Origin of the sequence: Photobacterium sp. GB-72 (assembly GCF_003026095.1) — a bacterium.
Classification (GTDB): Bacteria; Pseudomonadota; Gammaproteobacteria; order Enterobacterales; family Vibrionaceae; genus Photobacterium.
Genome location: NZ_PYNV01000009.1, coordinates 1 through 22,592 on the forward strand (window position 1 = coordinate 1; position 22,592 = coordinate 22,592).

Annotated in this window: 18 protein-coding genes and 3 tRNA genes; 12 read left to right on the plus strand and 9 right to left on the minus strand. The window is 37.8% G+C overall.

The genetic code is table 11. The features are described 5' to 3' along the window. Positions 1-22: 22 nt before the first annotated feature. The 3 genes from C9J40_RS11360 (at position 23) to C9J40_RS11370 (ending at position 303) form a co-directional block, all read left to right on the plus strand. Positions 23-109, plus strand: a tRNA-Leu gene (locus C9J40_RS11360). Positions 110-129: 20 nt separating this feature from the next. Next, a tRNA-Cys gene (locus C9J40_RS11365) sits at positions 130-203 on the plus strand. A 15-nt stretch (positions 204-218) separates the two neighbouring features. Beyond that, positions 219-303: transfer RNA gene (locus C9J40_RS11370), tRNA-Leu, on the plus strand. A 205-nt stretch (positions 304-508) separates the two neighbouring features. Here the strand turns inward: C9J40_RS11370 and C9J40_RS11375 are convergent. Then, entirely contained in the window at positions 509-1,729 is a 1,221-nt protein-coding gene (locus C9J40_RS11375; RefSeq protein ID WP_107246893.1) for a metallophosphoesterase, read from the minus strand. Positions 1,730-1,996: 267 nt separating this feature from the next. Continuing rightward, positions 1,997-4,840, minus strand: a complete 2,844-nt coding sequence (locus C9J40_RS11385; protein ID WP_107246896.1) for a right-handed parallel beta-helix repeat-containing protein — start codon at positions 4,838-4,840, stop codon at positions 1,997-1,999. Between the two features lie 357 nt (positions 4,841-5,197). Between C9J40_RS11385 and C9J40_RS11390 the strand changes: the two genes are divergently transcribed. The 8 genes from C9J40_RS11390 to C9J40_RS11425 all read left to right on the plus strand — a co-directional run bounded on the left by C9J40_RS11390 (position 5,198) and on the right by C9J40_RS11425 (position 12,685). Beyond that, on the plus strand, positions 5,198-6,055 hold the full coding sequence (locus C9J40_RS11390; protein WP_107206352.1) for a PA4780 family RIO1-like protein kinase: 858 nt from the start codon (positions 5,198-5,200) through the stop codon (positions 6,053-6,055). 116 nt (positions 6,056-6,171) lie between these two features. Then, a complete protein-coding gene (locus tag C9J40_RS11395; protein WP_107246897.1) occupies positions 6,172-6,684 on the plus strand; it encodes an RNA methyltransferase in 513 nt (170 codons plus the stop codon). A 163-nt stretch (positions 6,685-6,847) separates the two neighbouring features. After that, positions 6,848-7,168, plus strand: coding sequence for a hypothetical protein (locus tag C9J40_RS11400; protein ID WP_107246900.1), 321 nt, complete (start codon positions 6,848-6,850; stop codon positions 7,166-7,168). 10 nt (positions 7,169-7,178) lie between these two features. Continuing rightward, positions 7,179-7,508, plus strand: a complete 330-nt coding sequence (locus C9J40_RS11405; RefSeq protein ID WP_107206355.1) for a hypothetical protein — start codon at positions 7,179-7,181, stop codon at positions 7,506-7,508. A gap of 135 nt (positions 7,509-7,643) precedes the next feature. Then, positions 7,644-8,252 (plus strand): 2OG-Fe(II) oxygenase, encoded by a 609-nt coding sequence (locus C9J40_RS11410; protein WP_107206356.1) that lies wholly within the window; start codon positions 7,644-7,646, stop codon positions 8,250-8,252. Between the two features lie 396 nt (positions 8,253-8,648). Beyond that, the gene (locus tag C9J40_RS11415) at positions 8,649-11,609 is read left to right on the plus strand and encodes an EAL domain-containing protein (RefSeq protein ID WP_107246901.1); all 2,961 of its coding nucleotides are present in this window, start codon (positions 8,649-8,651) and stop codon (positions 11,607-11,609) included. Positions 11,610-11,678: 69 nt separating this feature from the next. Then, positions 11,679-12,332 (plus strand): HAD family phosphatase, encoded by a 654-nt coding sequence (locus C9J40_RS11420; RefSeq protein WP_107246903.1) that lies wholly within the window; start codon positions 11,679-11,681, stop codon positions 12,330-12,332. 86 nt (positions 12,333-12,418) lie between these two features. Continuing rightward, a complete protein-coding gene (locus tag C9J40_RS11425; RefSeq protein WP_107206359.1) occupies positions 12,419-12,685 on the plus strand; it encodes a hypothetical protein in 267 nt (88 codons plus the stop codon). Between the two features lie 96 nt (positions 12,686-12,781). Here C9J40_RS11425 and C9J40_RS11430 read toward each other — a convergent pair whose 3' ends face one another. From C9J40_RS11430 to C9J40_RS11455, 6 genes are all read right to left on the minus strand, one after another. After that, on the minus strand, positions 12,782-13,348 hold the full coding sequence (locus C9J40_RS11430) for an isochorismatase family cysteine hydrolase (protein WP_107246904.1): 567 nt from the start codon (positions 13,346-13,348) through the stop codon (positions 12,782-12,784). Positions 13,349-13,513: 165 nt separating this feature from the next. After that, a complete protein-coding gene (locus C9J40_RS11435) occupies positions 13,514-14,149 on the minus strand; it encodes a murein L,D-transpeptidase catalytic domain family protein (RefSeq protein WP_199187088.1) in 636 nt (211 codons plus the stop codon). A 459-nt stretch (positions 14,150-14,608) separates the two neighbouring features. Beyond that, the gene (locus C9J40_RS11440) at positions 14,609-17,809 is read right to left on the minus strand and encodes a glycosyl hydrolase family 18 protein (RefSeq protein WP_107246906.1); all 3,201 of its coding nucleotides are present in this window, start codon (positions 17,807-17,809) and stop codon (positions 14,609-14,611) included. A gap of 342 nt (positions 17,810-18,151) precedes the next feature. Further along, the gene (locus tag C9J40_RS11445; RefSeq protein WP_107206363.1) at positions 18,152-18,775 is read right to left on the minus strand and encodes a DUF2057 domain-containing protein; all 624 of its coding nucleotides are present in this window, start codon (positions 18,773-18,775) and stop codon (positions 18,152-18,154) included. 191 nt (positions 18,776-18,966) lie between these two features. Then, complete coding sequence (locus tag C9J40_RS11450) at positions 18,967-20,157, minus strand: class I SAM-dependent methyltransferase (protein ID WP_107206476.1); 1,191 nt, start codon at positions 20,155-20,157, stop codon at positions 18,967-18,969. Positions 20,158-20,292: 135 nt separating this feature from the next. Further along, complete coding sequence (locus C9J40_RS11455) at positions 20,293-21,699, minus strand: methyl-accepting chemotaxis protein (RefSeq protein ID WP_107246907.1); 1,407 nt, start codon at positions 21,697-21,699, stop codon at positions 20,293-20,295. 98 nt (positions 21,700-21,797) lie between these two features. Between C9J40_RS11455 and yccX the strand changes: the two genes are divergently transcribed. Further along, complete coding sequence (gene yccX / locus C9J40_RS11460) at positions 21,798-22,070, plus strand: acylphosphatase (RefSeq protein WP_107206365.1); 273 nt, start codon at positions 21,798-21,800, stop codon at positions 22,068-22,070. A gap of 83 nt (positions 22,071-22,153) precedes the next feature. Here the strand turns inward: yccX and tusE are convergent, their stop codons facing one another. Next, entirely contained in the window at positions 22,154-22,483 is a 330-nt protein-coding gene (tusE, locus tag C9J40_RS11465; RefSeq protein ID WP_005368340.1) for a sulfurtransferase TusE, read from the minus strand. Positions 22,484-22,592: the final 109 nt, after the last annotated feature.

Sequence of the window (22,592 nt, forward strand, 5' to 3'; positions counted from 1 at the left end):
TAACCATCGCAAGAAATTGCGTGCCCTGGTGGTGGAATTGGTAGACACAAGGGATTTAAAATCCCTCGGCGTTCGCGCTGTGCCGGTTCAAGTCCGGCCCGGGGCACCATCTAATTGAGAAGTAAAAATGGCGCGTTGGCAGAGTGGCTATGCAGCGGATTGCAAATCCGTGGACCTCGGTTCGACTCCGGGACGCGCCTCCATTCTCTAATAATTAAGCCCGAGTGGTGAAATTGGTATACACGACGGATTCAAAATCCGTTTCCTTCGGGAGTGACGGTTCAAGTCCGTCCTCGGGCACCAGTATAAACGATAAAGCCTCAGCTCACGCTGGGGCTTTGTTGTTTCTAGTTTAATCAAAAACTTAGCCCTGTCTTTTTCTGGTTGCTTTCCTATTTTGTTTTAAACCGCCGTTATTACGCATACTTGTACTTAAAGCTTATTTGAGAGCATTGGTCACTAAAAGAAGGTAGTACAGTGAGTTGTTCACTGTACTACTCAGTTAATGTTATTTTGATTTATTTAAGATAACGTTGATAACACTATGTTCAGTCGGAACACCTAACCGAAAAGGAAAACCATAATGACCAGTGCCACGATGTACATATAATTTTGTGTTTTCCATTCCCCATAGCCCATGATCAGGGGATTTGGACAATAAACTGATCACCGTCGTTTTAAAACCGAGGCTCACTAACCCTATAAGCCCACCATGGGTATGACCACTTAAAAATAAATCTATAGAGTGGCTCTTTGTCGGAATATCTCGGATATGTGTTGGATCATGTAACATTGCAATACTTGCAATGACTTTGCTTTTATTAGGTAAGTTACCAATTGCTCTAAGAAGTTTTGACGCTCTATCTTTAAAATGAAAATCAAAGCCAATAACTTGAACGGGGCCTAGACGAGTTTGTACTATCTGAGCCTCGTCAATTAATAAATGAATATTATTGTTAGCTAATGCTTCTTTTACTATTTCAGGCGCTTCGTAATCATGGTTACCCATACATGCAAATACTTTTCCACTATATTCTTTAAGTGGGCTCAGTGATTGTGACAGTACTTGTGTTGATCCTTTTGATTCCATGGTTAAAAAATCACCCGTTAACAAAATGAGATCCGGCTTTTTCGCTACTGCACTTTTGCAAATGCGCTCGAGCCTAGCAACAGACATATATGGACCTAAATGAGGATCTGTTAATTGTATAATATGTAGATTTTCATCACTATTTGAAGTCGGATTTGCTAAATCTAATCGACTCAAATCTGATGGCTGAGCCTTATTATTAAGGTCAATAAATATATTCTCTTCGTTTATGCGAAAATTTTGTAAGACACCTATCAGACCGAGTATATAGGGAACATATAAGAAGTCGGCACTTTTGAAAAAAAGTAACCATATTGCCCAAGGGAAGGCGATTATCGTTGAACCTAAAAACCATTGCCCAGGCCAATTAATTAATATTCTAACCCAAAAAGGTTGCATCTTTGGTCGTAGAAGAAGAAAGGTGTCTATAAATACTAAACTGCATAATAGTAATATAATGAAGGGAGGTATAACACTCACTAACGTACTAAATAAGCTAAGAAAAACTAAACTATAAAAAGTTAAAATAACGCCTCGAATAATGGCAAACGCTTTAGAACGAAATAACCAACTAATAACAAAGTTAAAGAGTAATAAAGATAATGTTATTGCTACAATATTATCCAAAATAAAGTTCAATGAGATAATCCTATTTATATAACAAATGAAAATATAATTATTTAGTATATTAGCGAAAGATCTAGATAAGAGTATACTTTTAATATGCTATTCATCATCAAATATTTTTACTTATTTGCGGTGATATTTTATTTTTTTAAGCTTGTTGATGTTATAAATATTATATATATCAATGTGATAAGTGGCTTATTAGATAATATAAACCGCTGTAATAACAGCGGTGATATTAAGAAGGCCTCAATCAAAGAGACTGAGGCTTTCTTTTGGTTACTTAGTATGAAATGACCAAATATTTCCAGTCGTTACTTTGCTATCATCGATAACATCGACACGCCAGTAATATTGGGTATTTGGCAAAAGATCATTCAAGCTATACTTATTATCTACTTTATCAATGGGTAATAAGGCGTCGATATTCTTACCTAAGTAGACATCATAACTAAATCGGTTGAGATCCTGTGAGAACATTAATTCAATATTCAGATCAACATTGGCAGCCTTATCAAAAGGGACAGGGTTAGAGGCGATTGAATGCCTATGACCTGGAATCCAAGTGTTAGGGGCTCCATATTCATAAGCGCCAATATCAGGGAAAGAGCCAAGATAATCAATCGCCATTAAACTACTGTTAGTTGTTCCCATATCAATGGTCATTGCGTTATCTTTCGGTCTAAAGTCACCCCAATAAGCGCCCCTTAAGTGGCTTAAGATCTCAGATGTATTACCTGTTATATTATTCGCAACCATACCCGGCACAGTTAATTGCTCGCTAGTACCCGATTTACGCCCTTGAAGTGTCCCTACTAAGTTGTTTAGCGTTTCAGAGCTGTCATTCAAGCCACCGGCTGACGCTTTATTAAAGATGATTAGATCTGTGATGATGTTATTAAACATCAAGTTATTGTACGTACCTTGCGTATCACCTTTAATAATATTGAAGGCGCTATTCCACACAACGTTGTGATGAACTAAGCCATCTTTACCTGTTTTAGCCGCACCTTCGACACCATCAAAACGAATACCTGCTTTTGGTGTATCGTGTACCCAGTTATAAGCGATCTCTGTGCCTGCTTGTTCATCAATCCCCACATTGATTGCTGCGCCATCATGTTGTAATAGACTGGTGTTGTATACATGATTACCAATGACTTTAGAGCGAGCGCCAACGCGTACACCTTCAGAGTTACCTGCGGTATGAAAAGTGTTATTGCTAAAAGTGATATTCTGGCTTTGTGAAGCCATGTTAATGGAGCCTTCACCACCTGTACCTAGATTTGAATAGTCAATATCATGGATAAGGTTATTATCTACCACGTTACTGTTTTCTTTGATCATCTCAAACGCAGGTCCATCAGTGTAAGCAAGGTAACTATTGGTGATCTTGTTGTGTGTTTCTGTGATGGCTTTATTGTTATTAATAAACTTAATGGTTTGAGGGCGAGTTAAGTCACCTAACATGCGCTTTGAATACGCGTAATATTTCGCATCAAGATCATTAAAGGTAATAGACTGTGAGCTTATCACTGTAAATGCTGTCGCAAAAAAGTCGACATTATCGAAAATAAGGTGGCTAGAATTTCGGATTGTTAAGCCATAGGTCTGTTGCTTACCACGCACATGAAGCTGGTTAGGATCAGCATTATCGGGTGCCCATAAATAAACGGTTTTCGTTTTCTTATCAAAGAACCACTCATTGGGACTATCTAATAGCGCGAGTTTACCTTCAAGGTAATAGTGGCCTTCTTCATATTTGCCGTTTTTATTTGCCCAAAAATTGCCTTTAGAGAGCATATTAGTAGCGGCTTTTTTCATCGCAGTGCCTGATTGAGAAAAATCGGTACTATAGGTAAAGCGATCACTACCAACCGTGTGACTATCAATCACTTGTGCCCAGTTCAACCAAGAACCAATGTTCATGATGGCAATGGCACCTGTTGCATCAATACCTGAATCAGCTAGTGATTGTGTGTTTACATCACTAGGAAGAGGTTGATATTCATTACCACTGTTTTTAACAGTGATCTTTTCATACGGGCGTTCATCAATCATTTCACCGAAACGACTTTCAGGGGCTTGATGACGCCATGTCGACTTCATATCCCACAGTGAGCCATCACTTAATTGAGCATTAGGCCAACGCGCTGACATCACCATTTTATCGTCAATAAACAGTTGCCAAATATCTTGATTGATTTGCGTTTTGTAAATATTACCGTCGTGTCGTTGCCATGGTGTCGTAATATCTATGGTGCCATCAAAGACGCTGTTATTTCCTCTGATCACTATGGGTGCTTCGCTGATCCCGTTAGCCTTATCAATGACTTCTGCTGTTTTATAACGACCTTCTGCCAGTTCAATAATGCTGCCTGCTTTAGCTTGAGATAAAGCTTTCTTTAGGGTTTTGTAAGGCTTAGTGAATGAGCCGTTATTATTATCGTTGCCATTAGGGCTAACAAAAATAGCTTGTGTTGCAGGGCAGCTATCGTAGTTTTCGGCGATAGTGCCGTCAGGGCAAGTAACTTCTGTTGGTGGTTCAGTAGGACATTCTGCAATCGTTGGTGCGGTAGAGCCGTCAGGGCACTCAATCGGTTCTAGGGGCGTATCTGGGCAACTTGTTTCATTCCAAAACCATGATGATGACTTAGGTGTTTCCCATAATCCAGGACCATTTTTAGCTTCAAAGCATTGAGACTGGTAGCTAACAATATCACCGTTATTAACTTTTGTTTCTCCCGCAATCCATAACGTGATATCAGATACCGGAGGTGTTGTTTCATCGACACAGATATTATCAACCAATATTTGACCATTTGGACAGACCACAGGTTCAACAATATCGACACAAATGTCATCGATTAACTCTTGATTATCCTTGCATGTTGGAGGGGGGGAACCACCGCATTCGGTCGGTTGCCAAAACCAATTAGACGATGGTGAAGGTGTTTCCCATGAGCCTGGATTATTTTGTGCGATATAACATTGTTCATTGTATATAACGGTATCGCCATTAACGACCTTGGTTTTACCATTAACCCACTCGATTGAGTTTGCCTGAGCATTAAAGCTAAATAGGGGTAATAAGAAGGGAAGATATTTAATTCTTTTGTTCATATGCATTCCTTGGCTAAAAGCGTTGCTGATCATTAATATTTGTTATTTTTTTGTTAAAGATTAGCGTGAGGAAGGCAAGTAAGCATAACTTCGGTAAATTTAGTAGAGGTATTGTGATAGCCGAAATACTTCACTATAGATACACGGTATATTACATTTGTCGATTTGATGTTGGTTCAATTATTTAGTAGTACTAGAAGCTCACTTTCACTCACCAAATCGAACGATTTCTTAGTAAATATAAGAGCGATTTGAAGAGAATAAGAATAAATTGATTTCGATGCTTGTTAAAAATTCAAAGCAAGTGATAATGCGATAAATTGAAAGTTTGTTTTGTAATTAATTTATGTAGGTGCAATGAAGATACCCCCACGATTACAACCTCTTGTAGAGGATGGCCTTATTGATGATGTTTTATCACAATTAATGAGTGGCAAAGAAGCTTCCGTATATGTTGTTCGCAGTGGTGGAAAAATCTGTTGCGCTAAAGTTTACAAAGAAATAGATCAACGTAGTTTTAAAAAAGCCGTCTCATATCGAGAGGGGCGAAAGGTGCGCAATAGTCGTCGTGCTCGAGCGATGGAAAAAGGCTCTAAGTTTGGCCGTGATGAACAAGAAAAAGTGTGGCAGCAAGCTGAGGTTGATGCGTTGTCGTTGTTAGCCAAAGCTGACATACGAGCGCCTGTGCCTTATGGCTGCTTTGATGGCGTATTATTGATGGAGTTGATCACCGATGCAGATGGTAATGTTGCACCTCGACTCAACGATATCACGCTAACTAAAGATCAGGCATTACACCACCATGAGCTAATGATTAACTATGTTAAACGTATGCTATGCATCGGCCTTATTCATGGCGATCTATCAGAGTTTAATGTGTTAGTGGATGCTAATGGCCCTGTTATTATTGATTTACCGCAAGCAGTAGATGCCTCAGCCAATAATAATGCCAAATGGATGCTTGAGCGTGATGTTAAAAATATGGCTAACTATTATGGTCAATATGTACCTGAGTTGCTTAATACACAATACGCAAAAGAAATGTGGGCATTATTTGAAGCTGGAACATTAAAGCCAGAGACTGAACTAACCGGTATTTATGTTGAAACTGATGCCGACGCAGATATTGATAGCGTGATGGCGGAAATAAATGCTGTGATGGAAGAAGCTGCACTTCGACGTGCTCGCATCGCAGAACACGAAGAAATAGACTAACTCCTCATTAATTCCGTTGATTGTTGAGCACAACGATCAATATCGTCATTATTAGAGCTTTGGTAAAATAAAGCTCTAATCTTCGTTTTTATTACAATGAAAAGGTACATCTAGCAATGAAAGAGGCGTCAGTCATTATTGGGTTAACTAACCCTAAAAGCCCTACAAATGTTGGAGCAGTACTAAGAGCTTCAGGGTGTTATCAGGCGGATGCGGTTTTATATACAGGAACCCGATATGATAAAGCGGCAAAGTTTCAAACTGACACGAAACAAATGCAACAGACAATTCCTTTGACTGGGGTAGCATCAATGATTGATGATCTACCCGTAGATATGAAGATTGTGTGTGTCGATTTTGCAGAAGGCGCAACATTACTTCCTCATTTTACGCATCCAGAAAAAGCGATTTACATCTTTGGCCCTGAAGATGGTTCAATCGCACAAGATGTTGCAGACAAAGCCGATCATGTTGTTTATGTTCCTACTGTTGGGTGTATGAATTTAGCCGCCTCAGTAAATGTTGTGCTATATGATCGCCTAGCAAAGCAGGAGAATATTGTTCAAAGTGATGAACATATTCGCCAAAATAGAGATAATAAAAATAATCTGCGTGTAACGGCTAAATAACGTATAGCAAAAATAAAAACTTAATGGTACGCCCTATCTTAAGGGCTATCATTTAGCTTCTAGAGATTAACTATCACTTAACCCTCCCTTAAAAATATTTATATTTCTAACTATTAGTCTGCAGCGTATGCTTTTTAAAATTCTTATATGAAAAGAAAAAAGCATGAATATTTGTATAGATAACAATCGACATTTACGTAAGTTTTTCCATCAACATGCCTGTTACGAAGAAGCAATCATGTGTGACCTTCGTGAACGATTACCGCTCTTATTAACGTTACATAATGGTAAAATTAAATCGGTACCTCATGCTTTTTCTTCTAAATTGAGAGTCTTAGAATATAAGATTATTGTGAAACCTGATGTTGCATTTAGGGTTGCGTTTACAGTGAAAGATGAAGTACTGACAGTGATTTTTATTAGTGAAGTACTCATAAAAGCACATTTTTGTAAATTGATAGCGAAAACAGATTTACTTGATTAAGAGGTTGCTAATGTCAAAGTTACATATTTCTCAGGTTGAATCCGGTTGTGAACGTTTTTTAAAGTCGATGCAGGTTGGTGATGCATTTGAAGTACTGACTTTTAAAAAAGATCGTGGTTTTAAAGTATTGAAACAGTCATCAACAGATTATGTGTTTAAGCAGTTTGGCTACATTGAGCAGAATATTGTATCTGAGTCTAGTGCGTTGAAAAAACACATTAAAAAAGCTATTAAAATAGAGTTTCCGAGAAGTAATATTGCATGGATTGAGCATTTCCATGGGGTAAAGTCGATTGATGAATTAAGTAAAAACCAGCAAACACAATATCATTTATTTTAATCATAATGTGGTTTTTATTAATGGTGTAACAAAACATCTCAGCAGTAGAAAAATTGCATTTGAGTATAAATTTTCTGATTTGCTCTCAACCCCAACAGGCGATATAAATCTTTTTTTATCTCGATTGGAACGAATATGAATTACGACAAACTTATTGATGCTTTATTCACGCAAGGTTGGTTTGTCTGGGATGACTTTTTAGCTCAGGATGAGGTTAAAGCACTTAAAGCTTGCATTCCCGATGATTGGAGCCAAGCGGGAATTGGCCGAAAAGATGAATATACCACCCAAAAATCTATTCGAAGCGATAAAATTCAATGGCTCTCGGCTGAGATGGGAGAGCCTGTTGCCAATTTTTTAAAACAAATGAATGAAATTCGCCTAGAGGTGAATCGTCACTTTTTTCTTGGCTTATTTGAATATGAAGCACATTTTGCCAAATATGAGCACGGTGATTTCTATCAAAAGCATTTAGATTGTTTTCGTGGTCAAGAAAATCGTAAATTAACAACGGTATTTTACCTTAATGATGATTGGCTACCCGAACACGGTGGTCGTTTAAAAATGTATGATTTAGATGATAATGAATTAGCAACATTAGACCCAAAAGCGGGGCGTTTAGTTGTATTCTTATCTGAATTCTTCCCTCATGAAGTGTTGCCAGCAACACAACGTCGTTTTAGTATCGCTGGTTGGTTCCGAACTAATGGGGTTACAGGTAATCAATTAGATATCTCTCGTTAATTAATGATAAAAAAGGAGCTTTTTGCTCCTTTTTATCTTTTTAATATGTAATATATTTGAATTAAATATTAAATTAAACACGATGCTATTAATATTGATTATATCAATTATTGAAAATAGTAAGATATTTCAATCAGTAAGATAGTATTTCTTATATGATAAAAGCCTTAAAGGCTAAAGTTTTATAGAATAAGTTTCATATATTTATTTTCAAAATGCAATAAAACATAGAATTATTGCTTAAAAGCTAATACGTAATCTGATTTAAATCAAAATAGGCATGACAAATCTAGGCATCTATGTCTAGAAACTTTTTTTCAATTAAATGATACTGTATATTCAAATCATAAACTTTATAAATAAATCAAATTCAGAACAGCTAGGTTAGAGCATTTAATGGTTACTGAACTAAAAGCTTTAAAACGAAACCAATATGGTAAAGATTTTATCTGTAAAACCATGCAATCGGTATATGATGAATTAAAGCCAGATCATTTTTATATAGCCTATTTTAATAAAACTGGTACAAAAGCAACGTCATTAGCTTATTACGTCAATGGTAACAAAAAAGTCAGTAATATTAGCTATATGCTAGATGATATACCTTGTCGTAAAGTGTTAGAAAGCGGTGCAATATACTTGCTGAGCTCGCAAGCGTATCTTGTTTATCCTAAAGATAAATTACTGGTTGAGTATGGTTTTGAAGCATATTTAGGTATTCCTATTTTTTCAAAATATGATGATGTGATAGGTATCCTCGTTTGCTTGTTTGAACAACCCACTACTTTAACACCTTTACAATTTAATTGGTGTGAGGGTATTGGTCAACAATTAGGTTCAGAGCTTCATTACTTAGCATTACTAGCTGAGCAAAAGCTGTTGTTAAGTGAGATGGAGTCATCTCAACGTGTTGCTAAGTTGGGTAATTGGCAATGGGATGTACAGACAAACACATTTACTTGGAGTCAAGAAGTATACCATATTTATGAAGTCGATAAGCAGCTAACGCCAAATTTGAAATTAGTTCAGGAATACATCCATCCTGAAGATAGAGATCGTGTTATTCATTTTATGAATAATATAATAATATCATCACATTCAAGCTATAATATTATATATCGTTTATTATTGCCGAGTGGGAAAATTAAATATGTTAGGAATGAATCGAATATATTTAAAGATGATAATGGAAATACAAACCTAGTACGTGGCATTGTTCAAGATATAACTGAGTTTTATCATTTATCATCAGAGCTCTCTATAACATCAAATAAATTACATGTTACTTATAATGCAATTATAGAAGGTGTATGGGAGTATGATTTTTCAAATAATCAGACAATAACATCACCTAAAATATGGGAGCTTTTGCAAGTTGAAAGTGGTAAAGTTAATTCGCTTCATGATTGGATATCAATCATTCATAAAGATGAGCGAAGAGCTGCAATTAATGCTTTCAAAAAAATTAAAAAAAATAAGTGTCAGTTATTTAGTTTTGAATTTAGAACAAATCCTTCTTCAGTTAATAATGATAGCAATTTAACTGATCGTTGGTTTAAGTGTGAAGGTCGTGTTGTTGAAGTTGATGCTTTTGGTAAAAATGAAAAAATAGCTGGTGTGTTAACTGATATCACAGAATCAATATCAACTGTTCAGCAATTGAATTTAGCAAAAACTGTCTTTGATAATACTTCAGAGTGTATTGTTATTACTGATCACTGCAATAATATTGTTACGGTAAATAAGTCATTTGAGCAAGTGACAGGATATAAAAAAGAGGATGTGATCGGAAAAAATCCAAGCATATTAGCGTCTGGCATGCATGATAAACGGTTCTATGAAAACATGTGGCATAGTGTGGAAACGACAGGCCAATGGAAAGGACTGCTCTATAATCGCCGGGAAAATGGTCATGTTTATCCTGAAGAAATGACAATAAATAAAATTGAAGATGATAATCATGAAGTCGTTAACTATCTTGGTGTTTTTCATGACGTTAGCGTACGCCAACAAACAGAAAAAAAATTACGTTTTTATGCGAATAATGATGCGCTAACCACACTTATGAATCGCCGTTGTTTTAGTGAAATGGTAGAAAAAGAACTCGTATTTGTTAAAGACAACAAAGCAGACGATCGTTGTTATCAGGCGTTTTCCATTCTATTTATTGATCTTGATGACTTTAAAGCAATCAATGATTTATACGGTCACGCTGTAGGTGACAAACTTCTAAAATATATTGCTGAAACGTTATTAAAACATTGTAGTGATGACAGTTTAGTCTGTAGATATGGTGGTGATGAATTTGCTATTTTACTCAAAGGCTACTCATCTTCTGAAGCTAAAAAATATGCTGAAGATTTAATAGGCGTATTGCTTCAACCTATTTATATCGACACTATTAAATTGGATATTACAATTAGTATTGGTATTTCTTCATATCCAGAAAGTGGTTTTACACATCTAGATTTATTAAAGAATGCTGATTATGCAATGTATGAACAAAAGCGTAATGGGTGCAATGGTATTTCTATTTATGATGGAAAATTACAAGCGGAATATATACGTCAATTAAGATTGAAAGATCGTCTAATTAAAGCTATTTCAGAATATAAAATACAAGTTTATTATCAGCCAATTATTGACATTGAAACAGGTAAAATATGTAAGTTTGAAGCTCTTACGCGTTGGTTTGATGAAGAAGAAGGGTATATATCACCTGTTATTTTCGTTGAGATGGCAGAGAAATATGGCCTGATTGGTGATCTTGGGAAAATAGTTTTTGATAAAGCGTGTTGTGATCTTGCAGATATTCGTCAGCAGGGTTTTACTGATATTTGTATATCTATAAATCGTTCTGTTCGTGAGTTCTCAAGCTGTGATCAAAAATATATCTACGATGTTATTGAACGATATAACTTACCGTTTGATAAAATCATGATTGAAATAACCGAATCTGCAGCATTAGATGAAGGTAATAATATTTTGGAATTATTATCTGAATTTTCTCAAAAAGGGATATCTATTGCGATTGATGATTTTGGCACAGGTTATTCCTCAATGTCAGCTATTATCGCCAATAAACCAAATGTCATTAAAATTGATAGAAGTTTCATTATTGATATAGAACATAGTGTTGAAAGCCAAATTTTAGTTTCTCTCGTGATGGATATGAGCCGAAAGCTAAACCTAGATGTTGTTGCTGAAGGTGTTGAATCTGAAGCTCAAGTGCGTATTTTATCTAAAATGGGCTGCCACTATATTCAAGGTTTCTATTTTAGCCCTGCCGTTGAAATCAAACAGGTAATGAGATTACTTGAACAGAATGCAGCTTGTACGATCCCTACAGATGTTTAACTAACAAGCTACATGGATAATCATAGTCGTGCTATAAAGTAAGAATTATTCGTATTTTTCAGGTAGTACATGCAAACGATATTTTTTGATTTTGATGGCACACTCGTTGACTCTGAGCGCTTTCATGCTGTGAATTGGAGTCAGTATTTAGCTAGCTATGGCGTTGAACTAAATTTTGAGACGTTCATGTCTCAGTACGCTGGCGTAACTTGGCCTCAGATCGCAGAGCACTTTATCTATCAATACAATATACCGCTAACGGAAACGGTAATGATTGAAGAGATGGAAGCATTAACAGAGAAGATGATCGTTGAAAAAGGCATACCACCGATGCCTGGTGTGGATGAATTGCTCAAAACCTTATCGGGTAAAGTGCCGATGGCTGTCGTCACCGGAGCTCCAAAAGATTACGTGCAAGGTGTTTTAGCGCAACATGGCTGGTTAGCACTCTTTGAGCATGTATTCAGTGGATATGAAGTGGCAAATAATAAACCTGCGCCAGATGTATATTTACAGGCCTGTAAAACAATGCGTGTGCTGCCTGAAAAGGCGGTTGCAGTAGAAGATAGCCGTACTGGATTAATGTCAGCACTGAGTGCTAATACCTATGCGGTTTTTGTAAATAGTCATAATATAGAATTAACTGCTCAGGCTCAGCATTCGTTTACATCAATGAAAGAGGCAACACCTGCGTTGTTATCATTGCTTAAGGTTAATGATTAAACATATTGTTTAGCTTATTGGTCTAGGTTAGCTATTACCTAACGAGTTAAGTTAGAATATGTCAAATTTTAGATAGGCTGTTATAAATGGAAAACGAAGATATCATGACAGGCGATATGCTTGTTGAGACGGTTGAAAATCAACTTGCTGACGGTGAGCCGTTAGTTGTTAAAGAAACGCTAATGCGTCTTGTAATGACAGGTACACCACGAGATGAAGCAATTCAAATGATAGCGTGCGCATTATCCATTGAAGTTTTTGATGTTATGAAAAATGATGGTAAATTTGATCTCAAGCGTTATAGCGAAAACTTAGCAGCGCTTCCTGATATGCCTTGGGAAGATGATATTTAAATCATAATAAAACCGCATAATATCTTGTTGCTATAAAAAAGATTATGCGGTTTATTTATTTCAACCATTCATACCAGTATGAAACTCACATCGCTTTTATTTAATATCCGTTGATTGGTGTATTGTTGCTATGCGAGCCAAGGTTGCAAGTGAAATATTGTGTTCTTCTTCTGTTGCCGCTGTACAAGCATCTGCAATAATATGCACCTGATAATCTCTATCATGAGCATCTCTAGCCGCAGATTGAATCGCCCATGTTGTGCTTACCCCACAAAAGTAAATATCAGTGATCTTATTTGCACTTAATACGCTATCTAACTGTGTGTTATGGAAAGGATTGACTCTTGGTTTAGTGATCACAATATCGTCTTTACTTATCAGTAAATTTTGATGAAATTGTGTTCCCCAATCGTTCAAGTTTAATGCATTGATAGATTGCGCTTTACCAAACATTGGCGAGTGTAGGGGGAGATCGAGATAATGATTATGAAAACCTACTTTGACATAAATACAAGGAATATGTTGGCTTTGTGCCCATAGAATTGAGCGGTTTGCATTTTCAATTGTATTATTATCAATAACTTGTTGAGCACAACTAGGTATTTTCCCGTTTAAATCAACGATATCATTAATAAAATCAATAACAACAAGTGCTTTATTCATACTAAACCTCGAAAAATTAAAACCATTCTAACATTACACAGTAAATCACAACTTAACGGATGAGTTATAGGGAGTAAAAGGCTTGATTGAAAATAGAGGTACAAAAAAGCTGTTATCATTTAACTTATTTTAGCTAAATACTAACAGCTCGTTTCAATGAATAAATTAAGCGTAAGCAAAAATAACACTACCGCCTTTGATAGTATCAATAATTTTCTTTGCAATTGCTTCAGGTAGGGCTGGACAGCCCCAACTACGACCTAAATAGCCATTACGTTTAATAAACTTTTCAGAAACATATTTTGCACCATGAATAACAATATAGCGTTTTAGTGCGTTGTCATTTTTACCACGGGTTAAGCCATTTAGTTTAAGAGAATAACCATTACCACCTATATAAGTCGATTCGGTTAAAAATGTACCCAGTGACGTTTTGTGCGAATTTACTTGATTCGAAAACTTATCGGCTTTAAGCAAACCGCTATTCATGCCATGCGATACGTATGTTTTGTAAAGTAATTTGTTTTGTTTTAAATCAATCACATAAAATCTTTTTTGTGTTGATGGTTTACTATAATCAATGATTGTCAGTAATGACTTTTTTTTGCCTTTGGTTTTGTTATACGCAATAAAGGCTTGTTTAAATACGTCGTAGTTAATTTTGTTTTTAAGATGTGCTTTTTGGTAAACATAATCTACTACGATATCAGTATTCTTTCTTTCAGTATGAAGAGCATGTGCTGATGTTTGGAATGACAAAGAACACATGATCAAAATTATTAGACATATTGCTTTTTTCATTAAGTCAGTACTACCATCGAACAATGCTTACGTGGATGTTTTGCGGGCTAAACTTTAGCATAAAAATAACGAATTAATAGGTAGTGTGAATGTAGTGCTATGCCTTGAGGGAATGTGCTGAGTGATGTTTATTTCATAAAGGGTTAAAGATAAACATTAAATAACAGTGAGTTATAAAAAAGAACAGCATTTAATTATATTTATAGATATCAGTTTATCTGGGATGTGTAAATCACACGCTTAGTCGTTGATAGGTTGCTAAGCGATTGTTTTAAAAGTTAAAAATATAATGGTGCTCACTAAAGTAAAAATAATTCTTTTTATTGGAAAAAATGAAATTGCGTTGAAAAATAACCGCGTAAACGATCTTATTTATATAAAAGCCTATTTTCTAGATTTCAGTGACTAAAAAAGCAGGTAGCGAACTACCTGCTTGTAGCACTTTACTTAGACGTTGATTTAGATGTTACAAACTTTCGTCCAACTACCGTCACTTCCTGGTACTGATGATGTCCACCAGTTAGCTTTGTATACAGCACCATCATGGATGATTTCATCGCCGCTACCAGCATGAGTTGGCGTACCTTGCCAATCAGTCTGAGGCCAGTTAGGGTAAGTATTTAGGCCATCTGAATCACAGTTGCCATTATTACCACCTGTATCGCCGCCACCATTATTACCACCACCGGCATTTAAATCACCGATAGGTAGGTTTGGTTGCTCAAACTTAAACGCATACTCATTACCATCTACATTCACTGAGTAGTTAGCAGGGCCTGAGATTGGTAGGTAGTAAATAAAGTCTAGCTCGTAGCTTTCACCCGCTGGTAATGTTTTCCACTTAGGCAGAGTAAAGGCAACACGGTGCATTGTTCCGTCTAAGCCACCAATGTTATCACCACGAGTATGACCAGAAGAGATGACTTTCAGACCACCACCAGATTGATCTTTCGCGTTATCGGGTGCAGATACTGGAATATCAAACTGGAATTCAGTTCCACCCGGTAAATCAGTACCTGTGTTATTGGTAAAGGTTACGGTTGGGTTGATAGGGTAGTTTTGGTCACCAACTTTGAAGCCGCTAACGTTAACTGCAATATCAATTGCTTGAGTTGGGATTGCACCTGTTGCGATTGTATTACCATATGGAGTTGCTGACTTAAACTTATCGTAGATAGCTTTCGTCATAGCATTACCCATGTGGTACTCACCGTTGCCAGAAGCACATGCCTTTTCAGTTGCGTCAATAGTGTTAGTACGCTTACCGTTTGCATCAAATAAGTAACAGTTGTAGTCGCCTGCAAGCTCCCAGAACATGATACCACCGATTTCTTTATCAATTACGTAGTCAGCTTTCACGCCAACCGATGCTTTATCCTCTGTAGAGATAAATACGCTCTTCTCTGCATTCCATAGCCATGGTGCAACAGCGACATCATCGTAATTACGGGTATACGAACCAACAAGTTTATCTTGTGGATCATTAACAGGATCTAAGCCATAAGCGGCTGTGTACGAACCGAAGATACCTTGCTCAAGGTTTTTCGCGTGCCACATTGGGTTAGAACCGGCACCCATTTCTTTACCATTTGGATCAAGATCGTGCCACATGTTGTCGATACCGATAGCACCGTAACCACAGTTGTTCTTCTCGCCTTCACCAGTACCAGCCTGACACTCAGACTGGTTAGGTAGTGCTGCACGACCCCATAGACCGTTATCCCCACCTTTAACATCTTGCCAACCACGGGTGTAGTATGGAACACCGATATTGATACGACCAGCAGGCATTGAACCACGGAAGTAGTGGTAAGCCCAGTCAGTATTAAGGTAACCAATACCACCGTATGCTGCAGTGCCGTATACGTTCCACTGTGCTAACTCTGAATCTTTACCTGTATCAAATAGCGCAGCATTATGACCAACGTGGTCGTTCCAAGCACCGTGTAAGTCGTAAGACATGATGTTTACATAATCTAAGTATTTCGTTACATCAAATGTTTCCATACCACGTAGTAGGTAACCAGATGATGGTGCTGCAATCGTTAGCATGTAGTGAATGCCATCTTCTGCTGAAGCAACATCCAGTTTTTCACGAAGTACTTTCATCAGTTCTTGGTAAGAAGCCCATAGGTATGGACGACGCGGTTCCATGAACTCTTTATCGTATGGATTACCTGCACCCGCCATAGACGTTGGGTATTCGTAATCAATATCAAGGCCATCGAACTTGTACTTACGTAACATTTCAACAGCAGATGTGGCGAATTTCTCAATGCCTGCATGGTTAATAGAACCATCAGCATTTGTTGTCATCGTGTAGAATCCACCATCAGCTGCACGACCACCATCTGTGCCGAAGTGGCCGCCTGTTTCAGCCCAGCCACCGATAGAGATTAATGTTTTAACATCGTGTTTCGCTTTTGCTGTTGCAAGTGCACCGAAGTGACCTTTAAAGCCAAGTGCTGGGTCGATTTCAACGCCATCCCATTCCATACCTACAGCGGCATTACTTGGATCTGATGTGTCACCGATATTAACTTTACCGTCTTCACCAATACTAACGAATGCGTAGTTAATGTGAGTTAGTTGTTCCCATGGAATATCGTTAACTAAGTAGCTACTTTGAGGATCATCGCCTGCACGCCAGCTAGTGAAGTAACCAATAACACGACGAGGGTGATCAACCCCCATCATTTCACGGCCATCTTCATCATAGATAGAACAGTAAGGCACATTTACGCCTTCAGTTTGGTATAAACCGTCAGGACGACAACCATTTGATACAACAGCGCCATTAACTGCAACAGAACTTACGGCAGAATCAGAAGTTTTGTTTTGGTCATCAGTTGCACGAGCAAAGATTTTTGCATTGCCAGCTTGAACCGTTGTGTATTCAAGAGCATAAGGGGCTGTAGCTGCGGTGCCAACCAGTGCGCCATTTACGTAGAAATCAACTTTTTCTACCGTGCCATCAGTATCTGCAGCATCAGCAGTAATGGTAATAACTTCACCTAATTCCACACTTGTCGCTGAAACAGCAACAGAAACGGTAGGCGCTTCGTTAACAGGTCCTTCAGGTGCAACATCGACGCTAACACTTGCTTGGCTACTTGCTGCATTTTTATCATCAAAAGCCATTGCTGAAAGGCTATGTACGCCTTCTGTTGCGGTCCATGCAAACTCGTATGGTGCTGTTGTTGTTGAACCAACAACTTGTCCGTCGACTAGGAAGTCAACTTTCGCAATAGTACCGTCAGTGTCGGTTGCATTTGCTTTGATGAGAACAGTTTCACCGGTTGTGATAGCCGTTGTTGCTGTTGGTGCTGTAAGGCTTGCTGTAGGTGCTGCATTTTCTACTGGATCAACTGGTGGGTCGATAGGTGGCTCGCCACCAGAACAAAGATCGAGTTGAACCCATTGTGAATACGGACCGTTGTTGTCTTTCGGAGAATTATTCTGTGTCCAGTAATTTGCTTTATAAGCAACACCCGCTTGTTTAACTTGATCGCCGCCAGTATAAACGCTGTCACTTTTCCATTCTGTAAGGTCAGTACAATCAACAGCAGCTTGTGCGTTGAATGCAAATAAGCATGACATAGTTAGAGTACTAAGAGTGAAAATCCCTTTCCTCATCGTTCCATGTTTACCATTATCCATTAGGTATCCTTTTAGTTTCAGTAAAATAAGCAACACTCAGTTTGTCCGTTATTCTTTTGTGAATCTTTTTGAGTGCCGTAAAAAAACTATAATGCTGATAGCTAAATTTGCACGATGCGATGTACTGATCTTCAGACATGCTCTCGGAAAGGTGTAAAAAAAATGTAAATAAACTTGCTGTTATTGAATTAAAAGCAAGTCTTCAACAGTATTTAGGGCTTTTTTGTCGTCGGAGGAGTGCTGGTTAAATGCTTTTTTTGCGCAGTGTTTTTATAATGCAATATGTAGGATAGCCACAAGTTGTAAGCTATCCTATTGATTAGAAAAAGTTTTATAAATTACTTATTTGTTAATAGCAGATTTGAATTGTTCTTGCGTAGCCTTGTCTGCTTTTTTGTACCAGTAATTTAGCATCTTGGTTACGTAGGCTTGATCGACTTTTCCACTTTTTTCAACAGCTATTTGTTGTACTTGAGGTACAGAAACAGAAATTGCAGTGGTTAGAGCTGCTGGTGCGTTACTTAAATTATACTTAGCGATTTCTTGCTGAAAATTTCGTCCAATTTGCACGCCATTTTTGATTAATACATCCTGCTTAATGGCGATATCATTATTTTGTTTGTCTGTAATTACAACATTTGGCTGCTTGTTAAATGCTCTAGCTTCATATTGGCTATGAATTTTAGGTAGATTCAATGTGTAGTGTGCGTCTGTACCATCAAATGTGACGATCACAACTTCAGATTTGAATAGGTGAGTATCGCCGTTTTCACGGTAATTAGTTTCATAGCGAAAAGCGATTTGATTATCACCATCTTTTAATGACAGTGGGCCGTTACCTTGCGCTTTTGTACCATTAACAAGCACAAGATCAGCTGAGTCGGGTAGTGTAAGCGAAACGTTAGCAAAAGAAGAGAAGCTCACACCACAAACGGCTAAGGTTAAAAGTGCTGTACGTAATTTCATGTTAATTCCTTGTATTTGTTGATAGCTAAATGCGCTATTGGTATTTTCTTATTGTATTCTTTTATTAATACCAATGACAAATAATGTCTATTTGTAATTAAGCTTATAAACAGTTAGAAAATAAAAAGCCCAATGAGTTATGCTCATTGGGCTTTCGTTACATTAGGCACTAATTAAAGCTAATTTGATGATTACTTAACGTAACACGCAAATCCTTTTAGGTAGAAACCCTCAGGGTAGGCGCTATCTAATGGATGATCCGCCGCTTGGCTAAAACGCTCAATAAATTGAACATCACGCTTCGCATCAAGAGCGGCATCGGCAATGATTTTTTGGAATAAGCCGTTATCCATTAAACCTGAGCAAGAGTAAGTCAGTAACGTACCACCAGGTTTAAGAATTTGCATTGCTAGCATATTGATATCTTTGTAACCACGGCATGCACCAACAAGCTGAGATTTAGATTCAGCAAACTTTGGTGGATCCATAATCACAACATCAAATAACTCGCCACGATCACGGTACTCACGTAGTAATTTGAATACATCAGCATTTAAGAATTGTGCATTTTCAACAGGGAAGCCGTTGTCTTGTGCATTTTGTAATGCAGTATCAAGCGCGTGTTGAGAGACATCAACGTTAACCACTTCTTTAGCGCCACCTTTCAGTGCATAAAGACCGAAACCACCGGTGTAGCAGAAACAGTTAAGTACACGTTTGCCGTTAACGTATTTAACAGAAGCTTCACGGCTGTCACGTTGGTCAAGATAGAAACCTGTTTTATGACCACCAACAATATCAACGTTAATTTTAACGCCGTTTTCTTCAATCATTACAAATTTAGGTGGCTCTTCACCATGAAGAACGCCTGTACGTTGTTTCAAGCCTTCTTTTTTACGCACAGAAACATCAGAACGTTCGTAGATGCTACATTCTGGGTAGCAGTGTTGAAGCGCTTCAATCAGCACATCACGTTGTGCTTCAGCACCAGCACTGAGTAACTGACAAACTAAAAAGTTTTGGTAACGGTCAATCGTAATGCCCGGTAGGCCATCAGATTCTGCTGCAATTAAACGATAACCTGTTAAGCCATCACGCTGAGCTAAAATATCGCGCAAACCTTGTGCTTGGTTTAGACGTTTAATAAAGAAGTTAACGTCGATATTTTCGTTTTTCTCAAAACTCCATACGCGAACGCGAATTTGTGATTGTGGTGAATAAGCGCCTTTTGCTAACCATTCGCCTTTGTTGTCGTAAATATCGACGGTTTCGCCTAAGCCTGGTTTACCTTCAATGCGATCAATACCGCGAGAGAAAACCCAAGGGTGGCGACGACGTAGTGATTTTTCGCGGCCTTTTACCAAATAAATAGAAGCTGTCATGAACATGCCCAGTATGGAATTCGAGTGGGGGCGTATTATCTTTCTCTAGGCATATAAAATCAAATGAAAAAGCCGCTATCTTATCGGATACAAACAAGATAGCGGCATAAAAGAGGATTTAAGCAATCGAACTGGTTATGAGGCTTTTAAACCACTCATTAACTGTTCAAGGGTTTGTGCTTGCTGGCTCAGTTGTTCAATCTCATTACTAGATTCACTGATCATCTGTGCTATCTGACTGGATTGGGTACGAACCTGTTCTACGCTGCTTGCGATATTTTCAGCAACAGCACCTTGTTGTTCAGCAGCTGCTGCAATCTCGGAACTACGATCAGATATCCCTTGGTTTCGTTCGTTAATTTGGCCAATTTCGCTATCAACAGAATCCATTAATTGTTCACTGTTAATGGCGTTATCAACGGTATTTTTCATAACTGCAATGAGCTGTTGGCTATTTTGTTGTAGTGATTCAATCATTTGCTGAATTTCAACAGTAGCACTTTGGGTACGCCCAGCAAGGGTACGTACTTCATCTGCAACCACGGCAAACCCACGCCCTTGTTCACCCGCACGTGCCGCTTCAATTGCTGCGTTTAGTGCAAGTAGGTTAGTTTGTTCTGAAATACCATTAATGGTTGTGACAACGTCATCAATTTTTGCCGCATTGCTATCTAACGCAGATACTGCTTGAGCGGCGGAATTAATTTCATTAGAAAGAATCGAAATGGCATTTTTTGTTTCGCTTACTTTTACACGACCATTTTCACTCACCGATTGTGCTTCTTGAGTTTGCAGTGATGTTTCGTGGGCGTGGGTAGCAACTTCACGAATTGAGCTTGCCATTTCTTCAGTCGCACTTGCGAGTGAATCTAAATGGCTTTGTTGAGATTGTGATAAATCACCACTGTTATCACTGCGACGATGTAAATCCACACTTATTTGTTGCATAAGCGCGACAGCTTGTTGCGTTGCGAGTACTAACTGTTGTTCACGTTCTGCGACTTTATCAATTGTGATAGCAATCAGGCTAAATTCATCTCGAACAGGAAAGAAATTTAATCGGTGGGTGAGATCGCCATCGGCTAAACTTTGTAGCGCTTTTTGCATATTAAACATCGCACCGCCAATGAAGGTCATGATGTAGTACACAGAAGCAAGAATAATAACCAATAAAATGCCAGTGACTATAAACTGAGTTGTTGATAAATAATCAAATAATCCAGTCTGTGTGACAGCTTGTAAACTATAATTTTGACCATTCACTAATACAGAATCTGATGATGAATTTGTCACTTTTATTGCGCTATTTTGCAGTAAAATGGCAGCATCAGTAGAAGAAATATTTTGTTGTTGGAGGATGTTAGCGGTCAGCTTTAGTTGTTGCTGTGTTATTTCTAAGCGTTGTTGAGAGGCGGCATCAACTAAAATAGCACTAACAAAGATAATAGCGGCAAACGGAAGAAGAAAAAGTAAGTAAAATTTTTCTGTAATTTTTAAATGTATAAGGTATTTATCGATCCATCGAAAAGCGACTTCTTTCATACTTACATCCTAATGAGCATAGATAAGTGGTTGCGAGATAACATTGATGGTGTAACTACATATACATCGACAAAATTACTTAGAACTTGAGGTGATGAATGTCACAGTTATGTATAAGAGCGAATATTACAGGCCGTGTGCAAGGGGTGGGTTTTCGTTTTCACACTGCTCATGAAGGGTTGAAATACAGTTTAAAAGGCTATGCGAAAAACCTACCTGATGGCAGTGTGGAAATTTTAGCTTGTGGTGAAAAAGAAAATATAGATGCGTTATTACTTTGGTTAGGGAGCGGGGTAAAGCTAGCTGATGTTAAGTCAATAACAACGGAAGAGTTGGAATGGCGGCATGTTGATGGATTTACGATTAAGTAGACATTGTTGTCAATAACAGAGGGTCACAAAATAGCAAGTCAATGCGTATCCTGTGACCACGGAGGGTTAGTAACAGTAGTGAATTAAATGCATTTTACTGGTTTCGGTAATCCGGCTAATTTTGTTGCTTGTTTTGCTGGCCCTTTAGGGAATAGGCGATAAAGATAACGAGAATTTCCTTTTTCTTCGCCGTATTTTTTCGCCATTGCTTTAACCAACATACGGACAGCCGGTGATGTATTAAATTCTAAATAAAATTCGCGTACAAAATGGATCACTTCCCAGTGCGCAGCAGAAAGATCAATCCCTTCTTCTTCTGCAAGTAAAGGGACAAGTTCTTCACACCAGTCACTAACATTTTTCAGATAGCCTTGTGCATCTGTTTCGATTTCTTTTTTATTAAATTCAAGCATGGTGAGCCTCGGTATTCATTACGGCTCAAAGCATAGTGAGTGTGGTACGGCGCTGCAAGTAAAACTGTTCACTATGTTGATGTATTTGACTATTGCTGATATAAAAATG

What these genes read in the sequence shown, in the direction of transcription:
- tusE (WP_005368340.1), bottom strand. Translation starts at nt 22,483, where the DNA reads ATGCTTGAATTTAATAAAAAAGAAATCGAAACAGATGCACAAGGCTAT.
- C9J40_RS11385 (WP_107246896.1), bottom strand. Translation starts at nt 4,840, where the DNA reads ATGAACAAAAGAATTAAATATCTTCCCTTCTTATTACCCCTATTTAGC.
- C9J40_RS11450 (WP_107206476.1), bottom strand. Translation starts at nt 20,157, where the DNA reads ATGACAGCTTCTATTTATTTGGTAAAAGGCCGCGAAAAATCACTACGT.
- C9J40_RS11440 (WP_107246906.1), bottom strand. Translation starts at nt 17,809, where the DNA reads ATGGATAATGGTAAACATGGAACGATGAGGAAAGGGATTTTCACTCTT.
- C9J40_RS11400 (WP_107246900.1), top strand. Translation starts at nt 6,848, where the DNA reads ATGAATATTTGTATAGATAACAATCGACATTTACGTAAGTTTTTCCAT.
- C9J40_RS11435 (WP_199187088.1), bottom strand. Translation starts at nt 14,149, where the DNA reads ATGAAAAAAGCAATATGTCTAATAATTTTGATCATGTGTTCTTTGTCA.
- C9J40_RS11430 (WP_107246904.1), bottom strand. Translation starts at nt 13,348, where the DNA reads ATGAATAAAGCACTTGTTGTTATTGATTTTATTAATGATATCGTTGAT.
- C9J40_RS11415 (WP_107246901.1), top strand. Translation starts at nt 8,649, where the DNA reads ATGGTTACTGAACTAAAAGCTTTAAAACGAAACCAATATGGTAAAGAT.
- C9J40_RS11455 (WP_107246907.1), bottom strand. Translation starts at nt 21,699, where the DNA reads ATGAAAGAAGTCGCTTTTCGATGGATCGATAAATACCTTATACATTTA.
- C9J40_RS11395 (WP_107246897.1), top strand. Translation starts at nt 6,172, where the DNA reads ATGAAAGAGGCGTCAGTCATTATTGGGTTAACTAACCCTAAAAGCCCT.
- C9J40_RS11420 (WP_107246903.1), top strand. Translation starts at nt 11,679, where the DNA reads ATGCAAACGATATTTTTTGATTTTGATGGCACACTCGTTGACTCTGAG.
- yccX (WP_107206365.1), top strand. Translation starts at nt 21,798, where the DNA reads ATGTCACAGTTATGTATAAGAGCGAATATTACAGGCCGTGTGCAAGGG.
- C9J40_RS11425 (WP_107206359.1), top strand. Translation starts at nt 12,419, where the DNA reads ATGGAAAACGAAGATATCATGACAGGCGATATGCTTGTTGAGACGGTT.
- C9J40_RS11410 (WP_107206356.1), top strand. Translation starts at nt 7,644, where the DNA reads ATGAATTACGACAAACTTATTGATGCTTTATTCACGCAAGGTTGGTTT.
- C9J40_RS11445 (WP_107206363.1), bottom strand. Translation starts at nt 18,775, where the DNA reads ATGAAATTACGTACAGCACTTTTAACCTTAGCCGTTTGTGGTGTGAGC.
- C9J40_RS11390 (WP_107206352.1), top strand. Translation starts at nt 5,198, where the DNA reads ATGAAGATACCCCCACGATTACAACCTCTTGTAGAGGATGGCCTTATT.
- C9J40_RS11405 (WP_107206355.1), top strand. Translation starts at nt 7,179, where the DNA reads ATGTCAAAGTTACATATTTCTCAGGTTGAATCCGGTTGTGAACGTTTT.